Origin of the sequence: Uniformispora flossi (assembly GCF_049534875.1) — a bacterium.
GTDB lineage: Bacteria > Actinomycetota > Actinomycetes > Streptomycetales > Streptomycetaceae > Yinghuangia > Yinghuangia aomiensis.
Map to the genome: position 1 here is coordinate 364,973 of NZ_JBMULZ010000002.1, position 19,435 is coordinate 384,407.

The window sequence follows — 19,435 nt, forward strand, 5'->3', positions numbered from 1 at the left end:
CGCGGGAGGGCCTAGACCGCGACTCGCTCCGGCTCGGCGGCCCGCGGCTCCGGAATCGCGATCGGCTCCGCGGTCCGCGCCCCGGCCCGCGTCGCTCCCACACCCGCGAACACCACGCACAGCACCCCGAACACCGCCGCCGGTCCCGGCACCTGGTGCAGCACCAGGAACCCGATGACGACGGCCAGCGCGGGTTCCAGGCTCATCAGCACGCCGAACGACGTCGCGGTCAGCCGGCGCAGCGCCCGGAGTTCCAGGCTGAACGGCAGCACCGGGTGCAGCACGGCCAAGGCCAGGCCGATGCCGAGCAACTGCCACGTCAGGTTGCCGCCTTCGGCCGGCAGCGCAATCGGGGTGGTCACGAGCGCGGCGACCGGCAGCGAGATGGTGAGGCCCTTGAGCCCCGTCACTTTGTCCCCGACGTGCTGGGTCAGCAGGATGTAGCCGGCCCAGCCGAGCGCCGCGCCGAGGGCGTAGGCGATGCCGACCGGGTCGACGCCGCCGTGCCACGGCTCGGTGAGCAGCAGGACGCCGATCGCCGCGGGCAGCGCCCACAGCCGGGCCCGTCCGCGCGCCGCCACCAGGGCGATGCCGAGCGGGCCGAGGAACTCCAGCGCGCTCGCTGTGCCGATGGGCAGCCGGGCGGCGGAGCTGAGGAAGAACATCATCATCGCGGCGGTGACCACGCCGAGCAGCGCGCACGCCAGCAGGTCGCGGCGGGTGAAGTCGGACGGTCGCGGACGCACCACGACGAGCAGGATCGCGCCTGCGCATACGAGGCGCAGCCACGCCATCCCGAGCGGCCCGATCTGGTCGAACATCCGTACGGCGATCGCCAGGCCCAGCTGGACGCCGAGCATCGCCACAACCGCCATCATCGCGCCGCTCTCCGCGGGTCCCCACGGGAGATGGCGGGTGGGCGCCACGTGATCGTTCGAGGTCATGCCTGCCAGTAGAACGCCGGTCCACCGTTCGCGTCCACGTGCCATTTGTTGATGATCCGTTCGATGATCGTGAACAATCGAGGGCATGGAGACACGGCGCCTGGAGATGCTGTCGGAGCTGGCCCGACTGGGGTCGATGCGGGCGGTGGCGGACGTCCTTCACACGACGACGTCGACGGTGTCCCAGCAGCTCGCGGTGCTGTCGCGGGAGATGGGCGCGACGCTGTTCGAACCGGACGGGCGCCGGGTGCGGCTGACGCCGTACGGCCGCCGGCTCGCGGAGCACGCGGTCGTCATCCTCGCCGCGGTGGAGGCCGCCCGCCGCGACCTGGGCCCGGGGGCCGAGCCGAACGGGACCGTGCGGGTGGCGGGCTTCCAGTCCGCGATCAGCACGTACCTGCTCCCGGTGGTCCGCGAACTGGCCGTCGAGCATCCGCGCGTACACGTCCTGATCCGCGAGCACGAGCCGGTGGAGGCGCTCGATCTGCTGGCCACCGACGCCGTGGACCTGGCGTTGACGTACGACTACAACCTCGCCCCCGCCGCCCCCGACCCCGCGGTCGCCACCACCCGCCTGTGGGAGGCCGAATGGAGCCTGGGCGTCCCGGCGTCCGCGGACCCGGGACCCGCGGCGGCGCCGGCCGCGAGCCCCGAGGTGTTCGCCCGCTTCGCAGGCGAGGACTGGATCGTCAATTCCCGCAACACCGCGGACGAGGAAGTCCTCGGCACCATCGCCGCGTTGGCCGACTTCACCCCCCGCATCACGCATCGCGCGGACAGCCTCGACCTGGTCGAGGAGATGATCACCGCGGGTCTCGGCGTGGGCTTGCTCCGCACTCGCCGCCCGACCGGCCCCGGAGTCCGGCTCCTCCCCCTGACCGCGCCGCGCGTCACGATGCGCGCCTACGCGACCACCCTCCTCGGCCGCCGCGACTGGCCGCCGCTGGCGCTGGTCATCAGTCGACTCACCGACGCGATCGCCAGGTTCGGCTGACGTCGAAGACGGCGACGGCCCGCGGCCGCCCGTCGTCGCCGCGCGTCCCTACAGCGCCCCCTCCGGGATCTCCCCCAGCAGATCCACCGCCCCCAACGGAAACTCCACCGGCTCCCCGTCCAACCGCTGCTCCGTCCAGATCGTCTTCCCCGTCCGCCGGTACCGGCTCCCCCACCGCGACGTCAGCTGCGCCACCAGGAAGAGCCCGCGGCCGCCTTCGTCGGTCGCCTGGGCGCGGCGTTGGCGGGGCTGGCTGTTGCTGGGGTCGGAGACCTCGCAGATGAGGACTTCGTCGCGGATGAGGCGGAGGCCGATGGGGGCGCCGCCGTAACGGATGGCGTTGGTGACGAGTTCGCTGACCACGAGTTCGGTGGTGAAGGCGAGGTCGTCCAGGCCCCACGCGTCGAGTTGGTGCAGGGTGAGTTCGCGGGCGCGGGCGACGACGGACGGATCGGCGGGCAGGTCCCATTCGGCGACCGCCGACCTCGGCACCGGGTGCGTCCGGACGAGAAGCAGCGCGACGTCGTCGCCGTGCGGCGGTTCGAGGCGGGCGAGGACCGCGGGGCCGATGGCGTCGAGCGGGGCGTCGCGGTGCTCGTCGAGGACGGCGGCGAGCGCGTCCATGCCGTCGTTCACGTCGGCGCCGTGCCGGGCGACCACGCCGTCGGTGTAGAACGCGAGCAAGGTGCCTGGCGGCACGTCGATTTCGGCTTCCTCGAAGGGCAGGGCGCCGACGCCGAGCGGCGGGCTGGGCGCGAGCACGGCGAACTCGGGCGCGCGTCCGGGGCGCAGGACGACCGGCGGGGGGTGTCCGGCGCTGGCCATGACACAGGTGTGCCGAATGGGGTCGTGGACGGCGTACAGCACCGTGGTGCCGTAGGCGTCGACGTCGATGTCCGGGTCGGCGGGTTCGCCCGCGGTCCACCGGGCCTGCATCAAGTCGTTGAGGTGGGCGAGGAGTTCGCCGGGTTCGGGGTCGAGGTCGGCCATGGTCTGGACGGCGGTGCGCAGGCGTCCCATGGCGACGGTGGCGCCGAGGCCGTGGCCGACGACGTCGCCGACGGCGAAGGCGGTGCGGAGCGAGGACAGCGGGAGGACGTCGTACCAGTCGCCGCCGACGCCCGCTTCGCCTTCCGCGGGGACGTAGGTGCCCGCGGTTTCCAGTACCGACGTGTGGGTGGCGCCGGACGGCAGCAGGCTGCGTTGCAGGGCGACGGCGGTGCGGTGTTCGCGGGCGAAACGGCGGGCGTTGTCGAGGGCGAGGGCGCCGCGCGAGGCGATCTGGGCGAACAGTTCGGCGTCGTCGTCGTCGAATCCACCGGGCGTGCTGAGGCGCCACGCGGCGAGGATGCCGAGGGAGCGACCGCGGCCGAGCATCGGCGCGGACAGGAGCGCGTGGGCGCCCGCGGGTACCAGGCGGGCGATGGCGTCGTCGGGGGCGTCGGTGCTCAGGGCCATCCGCAGTGCGCCGCGGAGTTCCGCCATGTCGGACATCGCGACGACGGGGCGGCCCGCCATCGGGGTGAGCCGCGGGGGTCCCGACAAGTCGGGCAGGGGTTCGCCCGGGCGGGTGAATCCGGGCGGCATGCGGCCGTCGCGGGTGGCGACGGCAATGCGGCGGAGGTTGCGTGCAGCCTGTTCTTGCGGCGGCGGTTCGTCGGCGTTGAGGACGACTTCGGGCACGTCGACGGTGATCAGGTCGGCGAACGCGGGCACCAGGCTGTCGGCCAGGCGTTCGGCGATCTCCTTGAGGTCGAGGGAGGCGCCGATGCTCAGGGCGGCGGCGCGGGCCAGCCGGGAGCGGCGTTCGCTGCGGGCTTCCACGTCCTCCGGGCGGGCCGGCGCGGCGGGCATTTCGTCGGCAACGGGGCCGCCGGACCCGGCGAGCTGCACGAGCCAGAACGTGCCGCCGCCTTCGTGGTCGAGCGGGCGGGCGTGGTACCGGAAACTCCCGGATTCCCCGGACGCGAGCGAGAACACCGCGGTCCCGGAGCGGGGCTCCTTCGGCATCGCGGAGTACTGGGCGAACTCCGCGATGCCGAGGCTCCGCCCGAGCAGCCAGGCGGCGTCGTGGGTGGCGCACAGCACGGTGCCGTACTGGTCGAGCACCACCGCCGTGCCGGCGCGCAGACCGAGGGACCCGTCGCGGGCACGGAAGGGTTCCGCGGCGCCGTCGGGCGCACCGTGCGCCGCCGCGCCGTCCTCGGACGCGGCCGATTCGGCAGTGGGGCCCATTCCACGACCTGCCATCTCCCCGAGATGGTGACGATTGCTGGCAATTATCCCGTGTTGCCGCACGTGAAGCCTGCGAAAGGGGCCGATCGGGGAGGCCGTCGGCGGCAGGCGGTCCGGGTCGCGGACCCGGCTAGGGTCGTCGCGTGGACAACGTACGAGACCCCCGCGAGCCCGACTCCGCCCGGCCCGGTGCGGACGCGGCCCCCGACGGCGCCGCCGCGGGGGCGGGGGCGCCGCCGACCAAGGGCGAGCAGACGCGGGCGCTGATCCTGGAGACGGCGATGCGGCTGTTCCAGGAGCGCGGCTACGACAAGACCACGATGCGCGCGATCGCCGCCGAGGCCGGGATCTCGGTGGGCAACGCCTACTACTACTTCGCGGGCAAGGAACACCTGATCCAGGGCCTGTACGACCAGGTCACGAACGACCACCTGCGGCGCGCCCGCGCGGCGCTGCCGCGGCACCGGGAGTTCGCGGGGCGGCTGCGGGTGGCGTGGGACGCCTGGCTGGACGCGGCGGAGCCGTACCACGGCTTCGCGGTGCAGTTCTTCCGCAATGCCGCCGATCCGGACAGTCCGCTGTCGCCGTTCTCCGCCGAGTCGTATCCGGCGCGGCAGCAGGTGGTGGCGCTGTACCGGGAGGTGGTGACCGGGTCGTCGATGAAGTTCGACGCGGAGATGACGGAGCTGCTGCCGGAATTGCTGTGGCTGCATCAGATGGGGATCGTGCTGTTCTGGGTGTACGACCGCTCGCCGGGCAGCGCCAAGACGCGGGAGCTGGTGCGGCGGACGACGCCGCTGGTGGCGCGGACGATGGCGCTGTCCCGCTACAAGCTGATCCGGCCGTTGGTGCGGGACGCCGAGAAGCTGGTGCGCGATTTCATCGTCCCGGAGGGCCTGGCACCGCAGCCCGGGCCGGCGCCGGCCGGGGACTGACGGCGTCCGAGGGTTGAATCGTCGACCCGGTCCGGATACGGATAGCTGCGGCAGACAGCCCCGTATCCCCTGGGAGGCCCCCGATGCTCTCCGGCGAGAAGATCCTGGTCACCGGCCCGGCCGGACAGATCGCGTTCCCGCTCACCGAGTACCTCGCGCGCGACAACGAGGTGTGGGGCATAGCCCGCTTCGGCAATCCCGAGGAACGGAAGCGGGTGGACGCGCTCGGGGTCACGACGCGGCGGGTGGATCTCGCGGCCGGCGAGTTCGGCGACCTGCCGGACGATTTCACGTACGTGCTCCACTTGGCCGCGTACATCGCCGTCGGCGACGACTACGACGAGGCGTTGCGCGTCAACGCGGAAGGCACCGGCCTGCTGCTGCGGCACTGCCGCAAGGCGAAGGCCGCGCTGGTCATGTCGACCGCGTCGGTGCTCAAGCCGCACGAGGACCCGCACCACGTGTACGGCGAGGACGCCGCGCTCGGCGACGCGCACAACTTCGCCGCCACCTACTCGTTCTCGAAGATCGCCGGGGAGGCCGTCGCGCGGTACTGCGCGCGGGCGTTCGACCTGCCGGTGACGATCGCGCGGATGAACGCCTCGTACGGCAGCTACGGCAACGGCGGCCTGCCCGGCCTGCACCTCGCGGCGCTGCGCGCGGGCGGCCCGGTCGTGACCCGCTGGGACCCGTGCATGTACAGCCCGATCCACCAGGACGACATCAACATGCAGACCGAGGCGCTGCTCGCCGCCGCGTCCACGCCGGCCACGATCGTCAACTGGGGCGGCGACGAGCCGGTCAGCGTGCAGGAGTGGGCCGCCTACATGGGCGAACTGACCGGTCTCGACGCCGTGGTCGACGTCAAACCGCAGCCGGGCACGCTGCGTGGCCAGGTGCTGGACACCACGCGCCGCCGCTCGTTCACCGGCCCGTGCGCGGTGGACTGGCGCACCGGGATCCGGCGCGTGGTGGAGGACACCGCGTGACCGTCGCCGCCGCGGCGGATGCCGTGCCGGTGCGTGCGCGTCCGGCAGATCCGGTACGGGTCGCGTGCGGGTTCAGTGCGGCAGGTGCGGAAGCACGCGTTCCTCGACGGTGCGCAGCATGCGCCAGGCTTCGTCGGGGGCGATGCCGGAGAGCATCGGGTTGAGGTGCAGTTCGCCGTCGGCCCCGAGTCCGGTCGCGAGGGCGATCGCTTCGTCGGGGTCGACGACGGCGTACGCGCCGCCTTGGCTCAGTTGGGCGATGTCGCGGGTGGGGACGAACGGTCCGAAGGGGTCGGTGTAGGCCGATGCGGTCCATTCCCCGTAGGAGTTGATCTGGTGCCGGATGTGCGGCGCCAGGCGTTCCCACACCGCTTCCTTCTTCTCCGTGGTCACCCACAGGAAGATCGGTCCGCGCGGGGCGAGTTCGCCGGGGTCGGGCCTGCCGTGCCGGGCGCATGCGCGGCGGTAGTACTTCCAGAACTGCGGCATCGGCGGGAAGTAGCCGTCGGCGAGGCGCGCCGCGCGGTCGATGCTCGCGCGGACCGAGCCGCCGAGGTAGATCGGCATCGGGTCCTGGGCCGGGCGCGGCGTCACCCGCACGGTCTTGCCCTGCCACACGACCGGTTCGCCGGTCCAGGCCTGGCGGAGGAACGGGACGAGTTCCTCGAGGAACCGGCCGCGGCTGCGGTAGTCGGCGCCGAAGGCGTCGAAGTCGTCTTCGACGTAGCCGACGGCCATGCCGAGGTCGAGGCGGCCGCCGAGGCACAGGTCGGCGACGGCGGCTTCCTCGGCGAGGCGCAGCGGGTGGTACAGGGGTGCGAGCAGCGCGGAGATCCGCACCCGGATGGTGCGGGTGCGTCCGCCGACCGCGGCGGCGACGAGCAGCGGGTTGGAGATGTAGCCGTCGGGCGACTGGTGGTGCTCGCCGAAGGTGACGCGGGCGAAGCCGTGTTCGTCGGCCCAGGCGATCATGTCGAGCGCGGCGGCGTACACCTCTTGGCCGGTACGTCCGAAGGCCGCGGGGTGCCGCAGCTCGAAGTTGATGCACTTGACGGGCACGGGTTCACCTCGGGGGAGACGCGGCTGGGTATCAGTCGACGAGTCGGGCCGGGAATCCGCCGGTCGCGACCGGACCCCAGCGGCGCGGCGTCACCCGGATGAGGGACTTGCCTTGCGTCGCCATCGCGGCGCGGTACTCGTCCCAGTCCGGGTGTTCGCCGGAAATGTTGCGGAAGTACTCGACGAGCGGTTCCACCGATTCGGGCACGTCGAGGACTTCCGCGTCCCCGTCGATCTGCACCCACGGGCCGTTCCATTCGTCGGACAGCACGACCACGCTGACCGCGGAATCCCGGCGCGCGTTGCGGGTCTTGGCGCGTTCCGGATAGGTGGACATGACGAGCCGCCCGGCGTCGTCCACCCCGCACGTGAGCGGCGATGCCTGCGGCGTGCCGTCGGCACGCCGGGTGAGCAGCAGGGCGCGGTGCCGGGGTCGGACGAAGTCCAGGAGTCCGGCCAGGTCGACGGTGGTGTTGGTGGCGATGGGGCGGCTCATGCTCGGTATCGGCCTTCCGTTCCGGATCTGCCGCCGCACGCGGGCGCGTGCGGCTCTTCTCCGGCACCCTAAGTTGCCTCGGTCCCGGGACCCGGCCGCGGCGCGGCCGGGTGCCGGGCCGTCAGCCGCCGTTGCCGGCCTGCTGCCGCTCGACGAACGGCGTGATCATCTTGTGGAGCGTGCCGCCGCCGTCGTGGCCGACGACCGCCATCGCGTCGGTCTCCATGACCTGGTTCCAGTCGCGCAGCAGCGTGGCGGGGGTCATGTCGCGGTCGAACAGGCCTTGGGTGGTGGTCATGACGACGCGGCTGACGTAGCCGGCGCCCGCGGCGAAGCACTCGCCGGTGACGGGGCAGTCCTCGTGCGCGAGCAGGCCGATGAGCGGGGTGAGGAACTCGGGCCGCATCCACGCGTTCAGCTCGTCGGAGGGCGGGATCGGGCCGAAGCCGCTGCCCGGGCGGGTCTTGGCGTACGGCGCGACCACGTTGACCTTGATGCCGAGCGGGGCGCCTTCGGTGGCCATCTGGCGGGTCATGCCGATGACGCCGGCCTTGGCGCCGCCGTACGCCGCGAACTCCGGGACTCCGGACCACGCCGAGCCGGAGCTGATGTTGACGACCCGGCCGTAGCCCTGCGCGGCCATGAGCCGCCACGCCGGGCCGGTGACGTGGAAGATGCTCGCCAGCTGGGTGTCGAGCACCGGCCGGATCAGGTCCGGGGTGAGGTCGGCGAACGGGGCGCTGCGCACCACGCCGGCGTTGTTGACGACGATGTCGACGCGGCCGAACGCCTTGACGGCGGTCTCGACGATCGCGGCGCCGCCCTCGGCGGTGGCGATGCTGTCGGTGTTGGCGACCGCTTCGCCGCCGAGCGCCTCGATCTCCCGGACGACCTCCAGCGCGGGGTTCTCCGCGGGCCGGTCGCCGGAGCCGTCGGTGTCGCTGATCGGCACGCCGAGGTCGTTGACCACGATCTTCGCTCCGGCGGCGGCGAGCGCGAGGGCGTAGGCACGCCCGAGATTGCGTCCGGCTCCGGTGACGACGGCGACCCGGCCGTCGAAGCGCAATGCGTCCACGCGACACCTCACAATTAATAGACTCAATCAAATATATAGCGGTCGGCAGGCGAGACTGCCACCACCCCGCGCACGCCCGCTAGGCCTCGCGACCGCTCCGGCACCGACCGCCGATTCCCGCCGGTCGGCGAATAGGCCCTGGCAGCGGACCCCGCGGCCCGCTATGGTCGTCCGCGATGACGACTTTCTCCTACACCGGATCGGAGGTCTCGACCGCGCGAAGTGAGTGCTGATGCTCACCCGGACCGCGATCGGGAACCCCCGACTTGACCGCTGGCGGCAAGTGCGCGCTTTCGCCGTGCCGCCCACCATGATCGAAACCGCCACCGTGCGACGCCTGGCCGGCGACTGGGCCGGAGCCTGCGCAGGCGCGGGATTCGACGTCGATTTCCGCCTCGCCGCCGTGCGGCGTTCCCGGGGCCGCCCGTTCGAGGACCGCCTGCGCGACGATCTCCGGCACCTGGCACCGGACTTGCTCCGCTGGCACATGCCGAGGACCGCCGACGACGGCTTGCTCCGGCCCGGGCTGACCATCGTCCTGGCCCGGTACGCCGACGACGACGCGCCGGTGTCCCTGGTGGCCCGCACTCCCCCGGCCTGGGCCGGCGCCGGACAGCGCATCAGCCTGGCGCTGTGGGACGGAACCCCCTCCGGGCCACCGCACCCGCACCCGCATCCCCATCCGCGCTTCCGCCTCGACCTGCACCGGCACCTGTGGGATGTCCGGCAGGCCGGGGAACTCCGGTTCCGTTCCGGGGCGGACGCGCTGCTCGGGGACGATCCCCCGGGAATGCCGGACGAGTTGCCCGATGCCCATGCCGCCCGGCGCTGGCCGGACGAAGCACGCATCCTGCGTGCCGCCGCCGGCCTGGACCCCGGCCCGGTCGCGGTGCGCCTCGGCAGCCGCTGCCGGATGATCGTGCACCCCATGGGCGACGGCACTCCGGAGCCGCGGATCGTCGCGGCCCCGCTCGACGGAGCCGCCCTGGCCCTGCCGGTGCTGCCGGACGCCGCCACTTGGGTACCGCCCGATGTCGAACTGCTGCGCGCCGGGCTCGTCGACGCCGACGACCTGCATCCGCTGGTCGCCGCGGCGCTCGTCCCCGACCACGACCCCGCGGACCGCACCGCGTCCGTACCGCAGCCCGGCGCCCCGGTGGTGCTCGACTGCAACGGCGCCCGGCACCGCATCGGGCTGGTCGACGGCATGCTGACCGCACTGGACCACGACCCGGACACCATCCGCCGCGAGGAACTCCTGGCCGCGCTCGGCGGCCCGCCCCTGCCATGCCTGCGGGCGATCGACACGGCGCACCGCCGCCCGGACCGGCTGGCCGAAGTCCGCGCCCGGCTCGACCACGGCGACGTCGCCGGGGCTCTGGTCGTCGTGGAAACCCTGCTCGGGCCCGAAGCGGTGCTGCGCGACGGGCCGTTGCGGGACGCACTGCAGGCGGCGGTGGACGGGCGGGTCGCCTACGGCCTGTACCGGTCGGGGCTCCTGCCGCGCGGCCGACGGAACCCGCACCACATCGCGGGGCACGGCGGCCTACGGCGCATCCGCCGCAACCGGGCCCTGTTGGGCCGCACCTAGTTCCACACCCGGTTCCGCACCCCGTTCCGCACCTAGTTCCGCACCCCGTTCCGCACCTGAGCCGATCCCGCCGACGGCCGACGGCCTCGAAAGCGCCGGGTCCTCCGTCCGGCGCGCCCGCACCGCTCCTGCGACCTCCCAAGGTGATGACTCATGACAACATTCCCCCTGCTCCACGACCCCGCAACCACCGCCGCATCCCCGCTCGACACCGCCGGCGACCTCCTCTCCCTCCTCCGCGCCACGGACACCGAACCCCGCCCCGACCTGCAACTCGAAGCCCTCATGCTCGCGGTCGCCGCCGACCTGCCGGTGCTGCTGTGGGGCGAACCGGGCATCGGCAAGACCGCGGCGCTCACCCAGCTCGCCGAAACCCTGGACCTGCCGCTGACCACGGTGATCGCGAGCGTGCACGAACCGTCGGACTTCTCCGGGCTGCCGATCGTCGGCGACGATCCCGCCCGGAACGGCGTGCCGATGGCACCGCCGGACTGGGCGGTACGCCTCGTCGAGGCCGGCCACGGGCTGCTCTTCCTCGACGAACTGTCCACCGCACCCCCCGCCGTGCAGGCGGCGCTGCTCCGGCTCGTCCTCGAACGCCGCGTCGGATCCGTGCAACTCCCGCCCGGCATCCGGATCGTCGCCGCCGCCAACCCCCAGTCGTCGGCGGCCGACGGCTGGGAGCTGAGCCCGCCGCTCGCGAACCGGTTCGTGCACCTCCCGTGGGTCCACGACCACGACGTCGTCATCCGCGGCCTCGGCGGCACCTGGCCGCGGGCCACGCTGCCCCGGCTCGACCCGGAACGCCTGGTCTCCGCCGTCGACTTCGCCCGCCGGGCGGTGTGCGGTCTGCTCGAAGTGCGCCCGACGCTCGTCCACCGGCTGCCCAACGGCGAAGTCCGCCGCGGCGGCGCCTGGCCGTCGCCGCGCACCTGGGAGATGACCCTGAGCCTGATCGCCTTCGCGACCGCCACCGGCTCCTCACGCGACGTGCTGTCGCTGCTGGTCCGCGGCACCGTCGGCGACGGGCCGGGCCTCGAACTGCTGGCGAGCATGGACCGCATGGACCTGCCCGACCCCGAAGCGCTGCTCGCCGACCCGACCGCGATCCCGCTGCCGGAGCGCGGCGACCGCCGCCAGGCCTGCCTGGACGGGGTCGTGCAGGCCGTCCGCAACAAGCCCGACAAAGCGCGCTGGGAAGCCGCGTGGGCCGTACTCGCCCACGCCGTCGAAACCGGGCCGCCGGATGTAGTGGTCGTGCCCGCGACCACCCTCGCCGCGCTGCGCCGCGACGACTGGGAGGTCCCGGTGACGATCGACAAGCTCGCCGGAGCCGTCGCGCTCTCCCGCGGCGCCGACCGTGCCGCCGCCCGGACCGCGGCAGGTGCGCGATGAGCGAGCGCATTGCCGTCGCGGCGGACACGTCCGCCGCGCTGGACACCGAGAAGCTGTACACGGCGCGGCTGCACGCCGTCCGAGCCCGGCCGTACCTGGCGACCGCGCTGTTCGCGCTGCACGTCGTCGAGTCGCGGACGGTGCCGACCATGGCCGTGGACGCGCACTGGCGCTGCTACGCCTCGCCGGCGTTCGTCGCGCAGACCCCGGTCGAGGACCTGGCCGCGATCTGGGTGCACGAGGTGTCGCATCTGCTGCGCGACCACCACGCCCGAAGCGACCGGGTCGCCCGGGAACGCGGCCTGACCGGCGCCGGGGAACGGCTCCGGATGAACATCGCCGCGGACTTCGAGATCAACGACGACGTGTTCGGCGACGGGCTGGTCACTCCGCACGGCGCCGTCCAGCCGAGCATGCTGGGTCTGGACGACGGGCTGCTGATGGAGGACTACCTGCGGCAGTTCCGCCTCGGGCGCGGGACCGAAGGCATGGTGTGGCTCGACTGCGGCAGCGGCTCCGACGGGTGCGAACGGGAGTGGGACCTCGGCCCGAGCGGCGCACACGGGCTCACCGCACAGGAACGCGACGGAGTGCGGTTCCGGGTCGCCGAGGCCATCCGGGGCCACCCGGGCAGCGGGGCCGGGAAATGGCGGCGGTGGGCCGAGCACGTGTTCCATCCGCCGCAGCCCTGGCGGCGGCTGCTCGGCGCCGCGGTGCGCTCCGCGACGGCGGGGGCCGGAGGCGGCGGGGACTACACGTTCGCGCGCCCGGCCCGGCGGTCCGCGGCGGTGCCCGGCGCGGTGCTGCCGAGCCTGCGGCGCCAACCGCCGCGCGTGTGCGTGATCGTGGACACGTCGGCCTCCGTCACCGACCTCGAACTGGGCAGCGCGCTCCTCGAAGTCGCGGCCATCGCCCAAGCGGTCGGCGGCCGCCGGGACTTGGTGTCCGTGCTGTCGTGCGACGGGGCCGCGAGCCGGGTGACGCCGATCTGCCGCTCCGAGGGGATCGCGCTGATCGGCGGCGGCGGCACCGATTTGCGGGCCGGCTTCGCCCGCGCGCTGCGGTCCCGGCCGAAGCCCGACGTCGTGGTGGTGCTGACCGACGGGCAGACGCCGTGGCCCTCCGCCAAACCGGCTTGCCGCACGGTGATCGGCCTGTTCGGGCGGCTGCGCACGCCATCGTGGAACGAGGACGATGCCGAGTACGTGCCGGACAAACCGCCGGAGTGGGCCCGGGTCGTCGAAATCGGCTGACGCGCACCGGCATATGCCGCGTTTCCTGCGCCGAACGCGTGAAGCCGGTCCCCCGGAAGGGGCAACCGGTCTGGTGGCGCGCCCCGATGCTTGGCCAGGGTGGAGGGCGCGCGGCCGGGAACCCCCGCTCCGCGGCCTGCACCCTGGCCGCGCGGCAGACGACGGTGCGCGCGATACCCCCCACGTCGGGCGCACGGAAAGGGGTGCCCTGCGTTGAGCGACGAGATCTCCTACGTGCGAATCCACCCGGCCATCGGCATCGCCCGGGTCGGCAACAGCACGCTGGCCGACGGCTGGTTCTACGGTCCCGAGACACCCGACCCCGAGCCGACGAAACCCGGCTCGCACAAGGACAAGACCGGGGCGGTCAAACGCCAGGCCGCCCGCTTCCGCCTGTACGGCTACCGCGCCGACGGCACCGTGGTGCGCGAACTCACCACCGCCGACACGTCGGTGCGCATCGAATGGGGTGTGCACGTCGCCAACCGCAAAGCGGCCTGGTACGAGTTCAACCTCGCGTTCGACATCCCCGACATGGCCGGTCACTCCTCGGTACGGCGCAACAAGGGCGTGGACCGCGCCAAGCTGACCATCGACCCGGGCCGCAAGGTCCTGGACGCGGCGTCGCGGTCGAGCGTCGAGTTCTCCGGCGGCAGCTTCATGGGCGTCCCGGTGCCGCTCGGTTCGATGCACACCGACGAGGCGGGACGGCTCGTGGTGCTCGGCGGGCACGGCACGTCGGCGTCGCCCTCGGGTGTGCCGCCGACGTCGTACGGCAACAACGACGGCTGGTACGACGACACGTCGGACGGCCCGGTGACCGCGGCCGTCTCGATCGGCGGCAAAGCCGTCCGCGTCGAGCCCGCGTGGGTGGTCGTCGCCCCGCCGAACTACGCGCCGGACATCAAGACCGTGCGCACGCTGCACGACCTGCTGTACGACGTCTTCCTCGGCACCGGGCAGCTCTCCGCCCCGCCGAAGGTGTCGTTCGCCCGCGACATCGAGCCGATCCTGCGGCGCTTCGTCGACCTCCAGTGGGTGAACGCGGGCTTCGCGGCCCACTTCGGCTTCGGCGGACCGGAGGAGTTCACCGCACCGGAGATGATGCGGCGGCTCGGCAGCACCTCCGTCACGTACCTCGAACTGCGCCGCCAGGTCTACCTGATGATGCGCAACCACGACCGGGACGGCCTGTCGCCGCTGCCGTGGCCGTGGTTCTACGGCGACGCCATGGCGAGCAAGCCCAAGTCGCCGCTGCAGTACATGACGCTGTCCGACACGCAGATCGCCATGCTGCGCAAGTGGGCCGAGGGCGACTTCGACACCGCGCCGTGGCCGGGCTTCCCGCGGCGTCTGGAGGACGCGCCGGTGCCCGACCAACCCGGCCTGCTCGACCGCGCGGCCCTGGACTTCTGCCTCGCGGACGCGTTCCATCCGGGCTGCGAGGTGACCTGGCCGATCCGGCACGCGACCATGTACGCCGCCCCGTTCCGCATCCTGCCGCGCCCGGAAGGGCAGGCGGAGCCGGACTACGGCGAGGAGCTGACGCCGGAGAAGGTCCTGGCCGCCGACGGGCCGCTGCATGCGCAGGGTCCCGGTGACCTGACCCGGTGGATGGCCATCCCGTGGCAGACGGACACCGCGAGCTGCCGGTCCGGATACGAGTCGCAGGCGGGGCTGGCCGCGCCCTACGACCCGTACATGCCGACGTTCTGGCCCGCGCGCGTGCCCAACCATGTGCTGACCGCCGACGACTTCGCGATCGTGAACAAGGGCGGTCCGGTGACCGACGCCGTCCCGGACTCGCGCGAGGCGGCGTTCGCCCGGCGGGCGACGTGGCTGCGCGGCCTGCACGGCACGTACCCCGAGCAGCTCGCGCAGGCCGTGAAGTCGTGGCACAAGTTCGGCATCGTCGAGATCCACGACTACACCGTCGGCGACGGCCGCTTCCCGAAGCACATCCAGGTCGAATCGAAGCCGGGCTTCGACCTGACCGGGGTGTCGCCGCACCGCAACATGCTGACCCTGCACGTGCCGCAGTCCGCGGCCGCGGACGCCGGGGTGATGCAGTCGGTGCTGTCCGCGGCGGCCGACGCCACCGAGTTCGAGGGCGACGAGATCACGGTGGGCTACATCGACAAGCTCGACCCGCTCGGCGAGGAACGTGCCAACGGCAAGCCCCCGGCGGGGGCGGGAGGCGGCGGGTCGGCCTCGTGACGGAACGCGACGCATACGACGTCGTGGTGGCGGGCGGCGGCCCGGCGGGAGCGGCCGCCGCCCTCGCCCTGGCCGCCGCCGGGCGCAGCGTGCTGCTCGCGCACTCCGGCGGCGGCCCGGCAGCCGTGGGCGAGGCGCTGCCCGCGGCCGCCCGGCCGCTGCTGCGCGACCTGGGCGCGGAGAGCGTCCTCCGCGACGAAGGACATGTGCCATGCCAGGCGAACCAATCGGTGTGGGGCTCTCCGGAGCTCGCGTCGGCGGACGCGATCTTCGACCCGCACGGGCACGGCTGGCACATCGACCGCCCCGCGTTCGACCACGCGTTGCGCGCGGTTGCCGCGGAGCGCGGGGGCGACGTGGTCCAGCGGCGGGTGATGCCGTCCGCGGCGCGCCGCACCGGGGACGGCTGGACGGTCCCGGTGTGCGGGATGGACGGCGGCCGGGACGTCCGCTGCCGGTGGATCGTCGACGCGACGGGCCGCCCGGCGGCGTTCGCCGTCGCGGCGGGCGCCCGGCGCCGCGGCTTCGACCGGCTGATCGCCGTCCATCTCACCCTCGACGCGGGCGATCCGGCGGCCGAGGACGCGTCGACGCTCGTCGAGGCGACCCCGGACGGGTGGTGGTACACGGCGCTTCTGCCGCGCGGCCGGCGCCTCCTGGTCCGCTACACGGACACCGACCTGGCCACCGCCTGCGAACTCGCCGCCCCCGACGCGTTCCGCGCCCGCCTCGCCTCGGCACCGCACACGGCGGCTCGGGTGGCCGAACATCCGTTCCCGCCGGACCTGCGCCCGCGGCGTGCCCCGGCGCACACGGCGTTCCTCGACCGGCCGTGCGGCGAGGGGTGGGTCGCGGTGGGAGACGCGGCCGCGGCCTACGACCCGCTGTCGTCGCAGGGGATCCTGACCGCGCTGTACACCGGCCTGCGCGCAGGCCGCGCGGTCGACGCGGCGCTGTCCGGCGACGCGGCGGCGGGCGACCGGTATGCGGAGGACGTGCGGACGGTGACGATGGCGTACTTGCGCAACCGCCTGGCGTACTACCGGGCGGAGACCCGGTGGGCGGACCGGCCGTTCTGGCAGCGGAGGCAGGGTGGCGGGGCGGATGTGGGGCCGGGGCTCGGGTCCGAGGCAGGAGCCGCAGCCGGGTCCGCGGCCGGTGCCGAGGCCAGGTCCGCAGCCACGTCCGAAGCCGGGTCCGACAGCGGCGCCGGCCTCGGTGCCGATGCCGGGGCGGAGGTCCGTCCGGTTACGTCCGCGGAAGCGTGAGCGTCGCGGTGCCGGTGACGTGCGGGCCGAGGTTGTTGTCGGCGCGGAGTTCGACGGCGACGACGTGCTCGTCGCCGGCTTCCTCGACACCGGTGACCGATCCGGTGAACACGAGCGTCGATCCGGGGAACGACGGCACGCCCAGCCGGATCGCGAGGCTCTTGACCGCGGCCTCGGGGCCGGCCCAGTCGGTGAGGTAGCGGCTGCAGTAGGCGGTGTCCGACAGGATGTTCATGAAGATGTCGGGTGAACCGTGCGCCTGGGCGTAGTCGCGGTCGTGGTGCACCGGCATGAAGTCGCGGGTGGCGATGGCCCCGGCGACGACCAGGGTGGCGGTGACGTCGATGCGGAGTTCGGGGAGCGGGGCGCCGACGGCGATCTTGTCACCGGGCGCGGGCGCCGCGGTCGTCGGCTCGGCTTCCGCCTCGGCCGCTACCGGGGCGTCCGCCTCGGCGGCATCCGCCTTGGCGTCCGCGCGGGTTCCCGCCTTCGCCGCGGCCGGGGCGGCGGCCAGGGGGCGGAACTTGAAGATGCGGAACCGCTGGACGGCCACCGGCTCGCCGGTGTCGTCGACGTACGTGGCGATCCACGTGATGAAGCGGCCGACGCCCATCCGGGTGGTCTTCTCCGCCGAGATGGACTCGAAGACCGTGGTGACGGACAGCGTTTCGCCGAGTTCGAGGTAGCGGTGGATCTCGTACTCGGAATTGGAGGCCAGCGTGCCGACGAACCCGGCGCGGTCGAGGACGGCGAGCGGCGATTCCCCGGTGGACTCGGTGGGGGCGCCGCCGCGTTCGGCGATACCGACGAGCTGCGGCGTCGGGAACGTCCAGGTCTGGAGCATCAGCGGGGGCGCGACGATCGCGCCGAAACGGGACTTCGCGGCGTACTCGGGGTCGGTGTAGACCGGGTTCCCGTCCCCGAACGCGGCGGCCCAGTGGCGGATCATCGGCTGGTTCACCGGATCGGGTGCCACCGTCGGGCTGCCCGAGCCGACCGGCTTGCCGACGAACGACGCCAGCACTGCATCGAGTTCCGCGGTGTCCATGCCACTCCCCCATGACGCTTCCAAAACGTGTTTTCGACACGTATGGAAACGGTGCGGCGAAGGGATGTCAATCATCGAGCGCTCACGAGGCGGCCTTCCGCGGTCGACTCACGGGTCGATCGGCCGGTCGATTCGCCGGTCGATTCCACCCGTTTGCCCCTCAGGACCGATCGCGCGAAACAGCCCCTCCCTCGTTCCGGCGCGCCACGGCCGCCGTCGCCAGCACACCGCCCACCACCAAGGGCGAGGCACTCCAACGCAGGACCAGCGGGGCTTCCATGGCCACCAGCAGGCGATCGGCGACGACCATGACGACCAGCGCGGCGATCAACGCCCACCACGGCATCGCCCTACGCGACTGCCGCACCCGCCGCACCACCGTTCGATGCCGCCCTGCCACGCCGCCGCCTTCCCCACCGCACCCGAGCCGGAATCCACATGATCGCATGATCCGCCCGCCACACCAGACCACCCGGCCGCCGAATCGCCAAAGCACTCAATCACCGCCCACGCGGCCGCCGCCAGGCGTCCCGCACACGCTCCCCACGGATACTTGCTCCATGCCCGACATCACCGCCGACCTGGTCCGGACGCTGGTTCGCGGCCAATTCCCCCAGTGGGCCGACCTTCCGGTGCGCCCGGTCGACCGCCAGGGCTGGGACAACCGGACCTTCCGCCTGGGCGACGACCTGTCCGTCCGGCTCCCCAGCGCCGAGGGCTACGTGTCCGGCGTGGCGACGGAAGACCGCTCTTCGGCGTGATCGCGGTGGACCGCACCCCACAGCGCCGCGAGGCCGAGGCGAGCGCCCGCTACCTGGGCGCGGCGGCAAGGCGCAACGCGCTCTCCTGACCAACGCGTTCGCGCCCCCGCCGCACGCCGGTTCCCGGCCGCGCTCCGCTGCTCGGAGTGCGGCCTACCATCGTGGCCATGGAGATCACCGAGCCCACCACGCCCGACGACCACGACGCGCACCAGTGGCGTGTCCAATTCGACGCGGACGTCGCATTCGCCAACGGCGGCGGATTGCAGGCTCAGGAGTTCCGCCTTGACGCGCCCGGTCCGGACCTCGGCACCGACGACATCGCCGCGTTGTTCGTGCGCCATCTCGGCCTGCTCATGGTCGGCAGCGTGCGGATCACCAACGTGCGGATGCTGCGCGAGCCGCACAAGGGCGGCCGCGGTGTCGCCGCACCGAACCGGGCCCCAGGCCGGATCGTCGAGCTGAGCCACCCGATCCGGCACGGCATGGTCACCTATCCGGGCCTGCCCGGCCCCGACATCACCGACCACCTGTCGCGCGAAGCTTCCCGCGACCACTACGGACCCGGCACCGAGTTCCACATCGGGCGGATCTCCATGGTCGCGAACACCGGCACCTACCTCGACAGCCCGTTCCACCGCTTCGACGACGGCGCGGACCTGGCCGCTCTCCCCCTCGACGGACTGGTCGACCTCGACGGCCTGGTGATCCGCACGCTCGGCGCGGACACTCCCGCCGTCGACCGCAACACCCTGCTGCCGTACGACGTCACCGGCCGCGCCGTCCTGATCCACACCGACTGGGCCCGCCACTGGGGCACCGACGCCTACGGCGCGGGCGGCCACCCCTACCTCACCGCCGAAGCCGCCGCCTGGCTCGCCGACCAACGCCCCGCCCTCGTCGGCATCGACTCCGTGAACATCGACGACACCGCGGCCCCGACCCGCCCGGCCCACACCACCCTCCTGGCCGCGGGCATCCCCATCGTCGAACACCTGCGCGGCCTCGAACAGCTGCCGCCGACCGACTTCCGCTTCCACGCCGCCCCACCCGCAGTGGAAGGCATGGGCACCTTCACCGTCCGCACCTACGCGGTACTGCCCGAGCCCGGCACAGCCGACTGACCAACCCGACAGACCGTCGGCCCCTTCCCCTAGGCTCCCCCTCCCGCACGC

The 19,435-nt window shown here is 73.1% G+C and carries 17 protein-coding genes; 10 read left to right on the forward strand and 7 right to left on the reverse strand.

Annotated elements, in window-relative coordinates:
- Positions 1-11: 11 nt before the first annotated feature.
- Positions 12-944, reverse strand: a complete 933-nt coding sequence (locus tag ACPA54_RS05955; RefSeq protein WP_423527495.1) for an EamA family transporter — start codon at positions 942-944, stop codon at positions 12-14.
- A gap of 85 nt (positions 945-1,029) precedes the next feature.
- On the opposite strand from ACPA54_RS05955, the gene ACPA54_RS05960 reads away from it, so the two are divergent.
- Entirely contained in the window at positions 1,030-1,938 is a 909-nt protein-coding gene (locus tag ACPA54_RS05960) for a LysR family transcriptional regulator (protein ID WP_423527497.1), read from the forward strand.
- Positions 1,939-1,986: 48 nt separating this feature from the next.
- On the opposite strand, the gene ACPA54_RS05965 is transcribed toward ACPA54_RS05960, so the two are convergent.
- Positions 1,987-4,188 carry an ATP-binding SpoIIE family protein phosphatase gene (locus tag ACPA54_RS05965; protein ID WP_423527499.1) on the reverse strand — a complete coding sequence of 734 codons (2,202 nt, stop codon included), beginning with the start codon at positions 4,186-4,188 and terminating at the stop codon, positions 1,987-1,989.
- Between the two features lie 128 nt (positions 4,189-4,316).
- Between ACPA54_RS05965 and ACPA54_RS05970 the strand changes: the two genes are divergently transcribed.
- Together ACPA54_RS05970 and ACPA54_RS05975 are read left to right on the forward strand one after the other, a co-directional pair.
- A complete protein-coding gene (locus ACPA54_RS05970) occupies positions 4,317-5,108 on the forward strand; it encodes a TetR/AcrR family transcriptional regulator (protein ID WP_423527501.1) in 792 nt (263 codons plus the stop codon).
- 83 nt (positions 5,109-5,191) lie between these two features.
- Positions 5,192-6,097 carry an NAD-dependent epimerase/dehydratase family protein gene (locus tag ACPA54_RS05975; protein WP_423527502.1) on the forward strand — a complete coding sequence of 302 codons (906 nt, stop codon included), beginning with the start codon at positions 5,192-5,194 and terminating at the stop codon, positions 6,095-6,097.
- Positions 6,098-6,169: 72 nt separating this feature from the next.
- On the opposite strand, the gene ACPA54_RS05980 is transcribed toward ACPA54_RS05975, so the two are convergent.
- From ACPA54_RS05980 to ACPA54_RS05990, 3 genes are all read right to left on the reverse strand, one after another.
- A complete protein-coding gene (locus ACPA54_RS05980; protein WP_423527505.1) occupies positions 6,170-7,156 on the reverse strand; it encodes an LLM class flavin-dependent oxidoreductase in 987 nt (328 codons plus the stop codon).
- Positions 7,157-7,187: 31 nt separating this feature from the next.
- Entirely contained in the window at positions 7,188-7,652 is a 465-nt protein-coding gene (locus ACPA54_RS05985) for a PPOX class F420-dependent oxidoreductase (protein ID WP_345676655.1), read from the reverse strand.
- Positions 7,653-7,773: 121 nt separating this feature from the next.
- On the reverse strand, positions 7,774-8,727 hold the full coding sequence (locus ACPA54_RS05990; RefSeq protein ID WP_423527507.1) for an SDR family NAD(P)-dependent oxidoreductase: 954 nt from the start codon (positions 8,725-8,727) through the stop codon (positions 7,774-7,776).
- 232 nt (positions 8,728-8,959) lie between these two features.
- Here ACPA54_RS05990 and ACPA54_RS05995 point away from each other — a divergent pair, with 232 nt between their 5' ends.
- The 5 genes from ACPA54_RS05995 (at position 8,960) to ACPA54_RS06015 (ending at position 16,451) form a co-directional block, all read left to right on the forward strand.
- On the forward strand, positions 8,960-10,318 hold the full coding sequence (locus tag ACPA54_RS05995; RefSeq protein WP_423527509.1) for a hypothetical protein: 1,359 nt from the start codon (positions 8,960-8,962) through the stop codon (positions 10,316-10,318).
- Between the two features lie 153 nt (positions 10,319-10,471).
- Entirely contained in the window at positions 10,472-11,713 is a 1,242-nt protein-coding gene (locus ACPA54_RS06000; protein ID WP_423527511.1) for an AAA family ATPase, read from the forward strand.
- Positions 11,710-12,966, forward strand: a complete 1,257-nt coding sequence (locus tag ACPA54_RS06005; RefSeq protein ID WP_423527513.1) for a vWA domain-containing protein — start codon at positions 11,710-11,712, stop codon at positions 12,964-12,966. Before ACPA54_RS06000 ends, ACPA54_RS06005 begins: the two co-directional genes overlap by 4 nt.
- A 213-nt stretch (positions 12,967-13,179) precedes the next feature.
- Complete coding sequence (locus ACPA54_RS06010) at positions 13,180-15,183, forward strand: LodA/GoxA family CTQ-dependent oxidase (protein WP_423527515.1); 2,004 nt, start codon at positions 13,180-13,182, stop codon at positions 15,181-15,183.
- Positions 15,180-16,451 (forward strand): NAD(P)/FAD-dependent oxidoreductase, encoded by a 1,272-nt coding sequence (locus ACPA54_RS06015; RefSeq protein ID WP_423527516.1) that lies wholly within the window; start codon positions 15,180-15,182, stop codon positions 16,449-16,451. Before ACPA54_RS06010 ends, ACPA54_RS06015 begins: the two co-directional genes overlap by 4 nt.
- Here the strand turns inward: ACPA54_RS06015 and ACPA54_RS06020 are convergent.
- Together ACPA54_RS06020 and ACPA54_RS06025 are read right to left on the reverse strand one after the other, a co-directional pair.
- Positions 16,432-17,499 carry an FAS1-like dehydratase domain-containing protein gene (locus tag ACPA54_RS06020; protein ID WP_423527518.1) on the reverse strand — a complete coding sequence of 356 codons (1,068 nt, stop codon included), beginning with the start codon at positions 17,497-17,499 and terminating at the stop codon, positions 16,432-16,434. The two genes, ACPA54_RS06015 and ACPA54_RS06020, sit on opposite strands and share 20 nt — an antisense overlap.
- A 160-nt stretch (positions 17,500-17,659) precedes the next feature.
- Positions 17,660-17,899: a hypothetical protein gene (locus tag ACPA54_RS06025; RefSeq protein ID WP_423527520.1), complete on the reverse strand. Its 240-nt coding sequence runs from the start codon at positions 17,897-17,899 to the stop codon at positions 17,660-17,662.
- A 160-nt stretch (positions 17,900-18,059) separates the two neighbouring features.
- On the opposite strand from ACPA54_RS06025, the gene ACPA54_RS06030 reads away from it, so the two are divergent.
- Both ACPA54_RS06030 and ACPA54_RS06035 read left to right on the forward strand, forming a co-directional pair.
- Entirely contained in the window at positions 18,060-18,260 is a 201-nt protein-coding gene (locus tag ACPA54_RS06030) for a hypothetical protein (protein ID WP_423527522.1), read from the forward strand.
- Positions 18,261-18,427: 167 nt separating this feature from the next.
- Positions 18,428-19,384 (forward strand): cyclase family protein, encoded by a 957-nt coding sequence (locus tag ACPA54_RS06035; protein WP_423527524.1) that lies wholly within the window; start codon positions 18,428-18,430, stop codon positions 19,382-19,384.
- Positions 19,385-19,435: the final 51 nt, after the last annotated feature.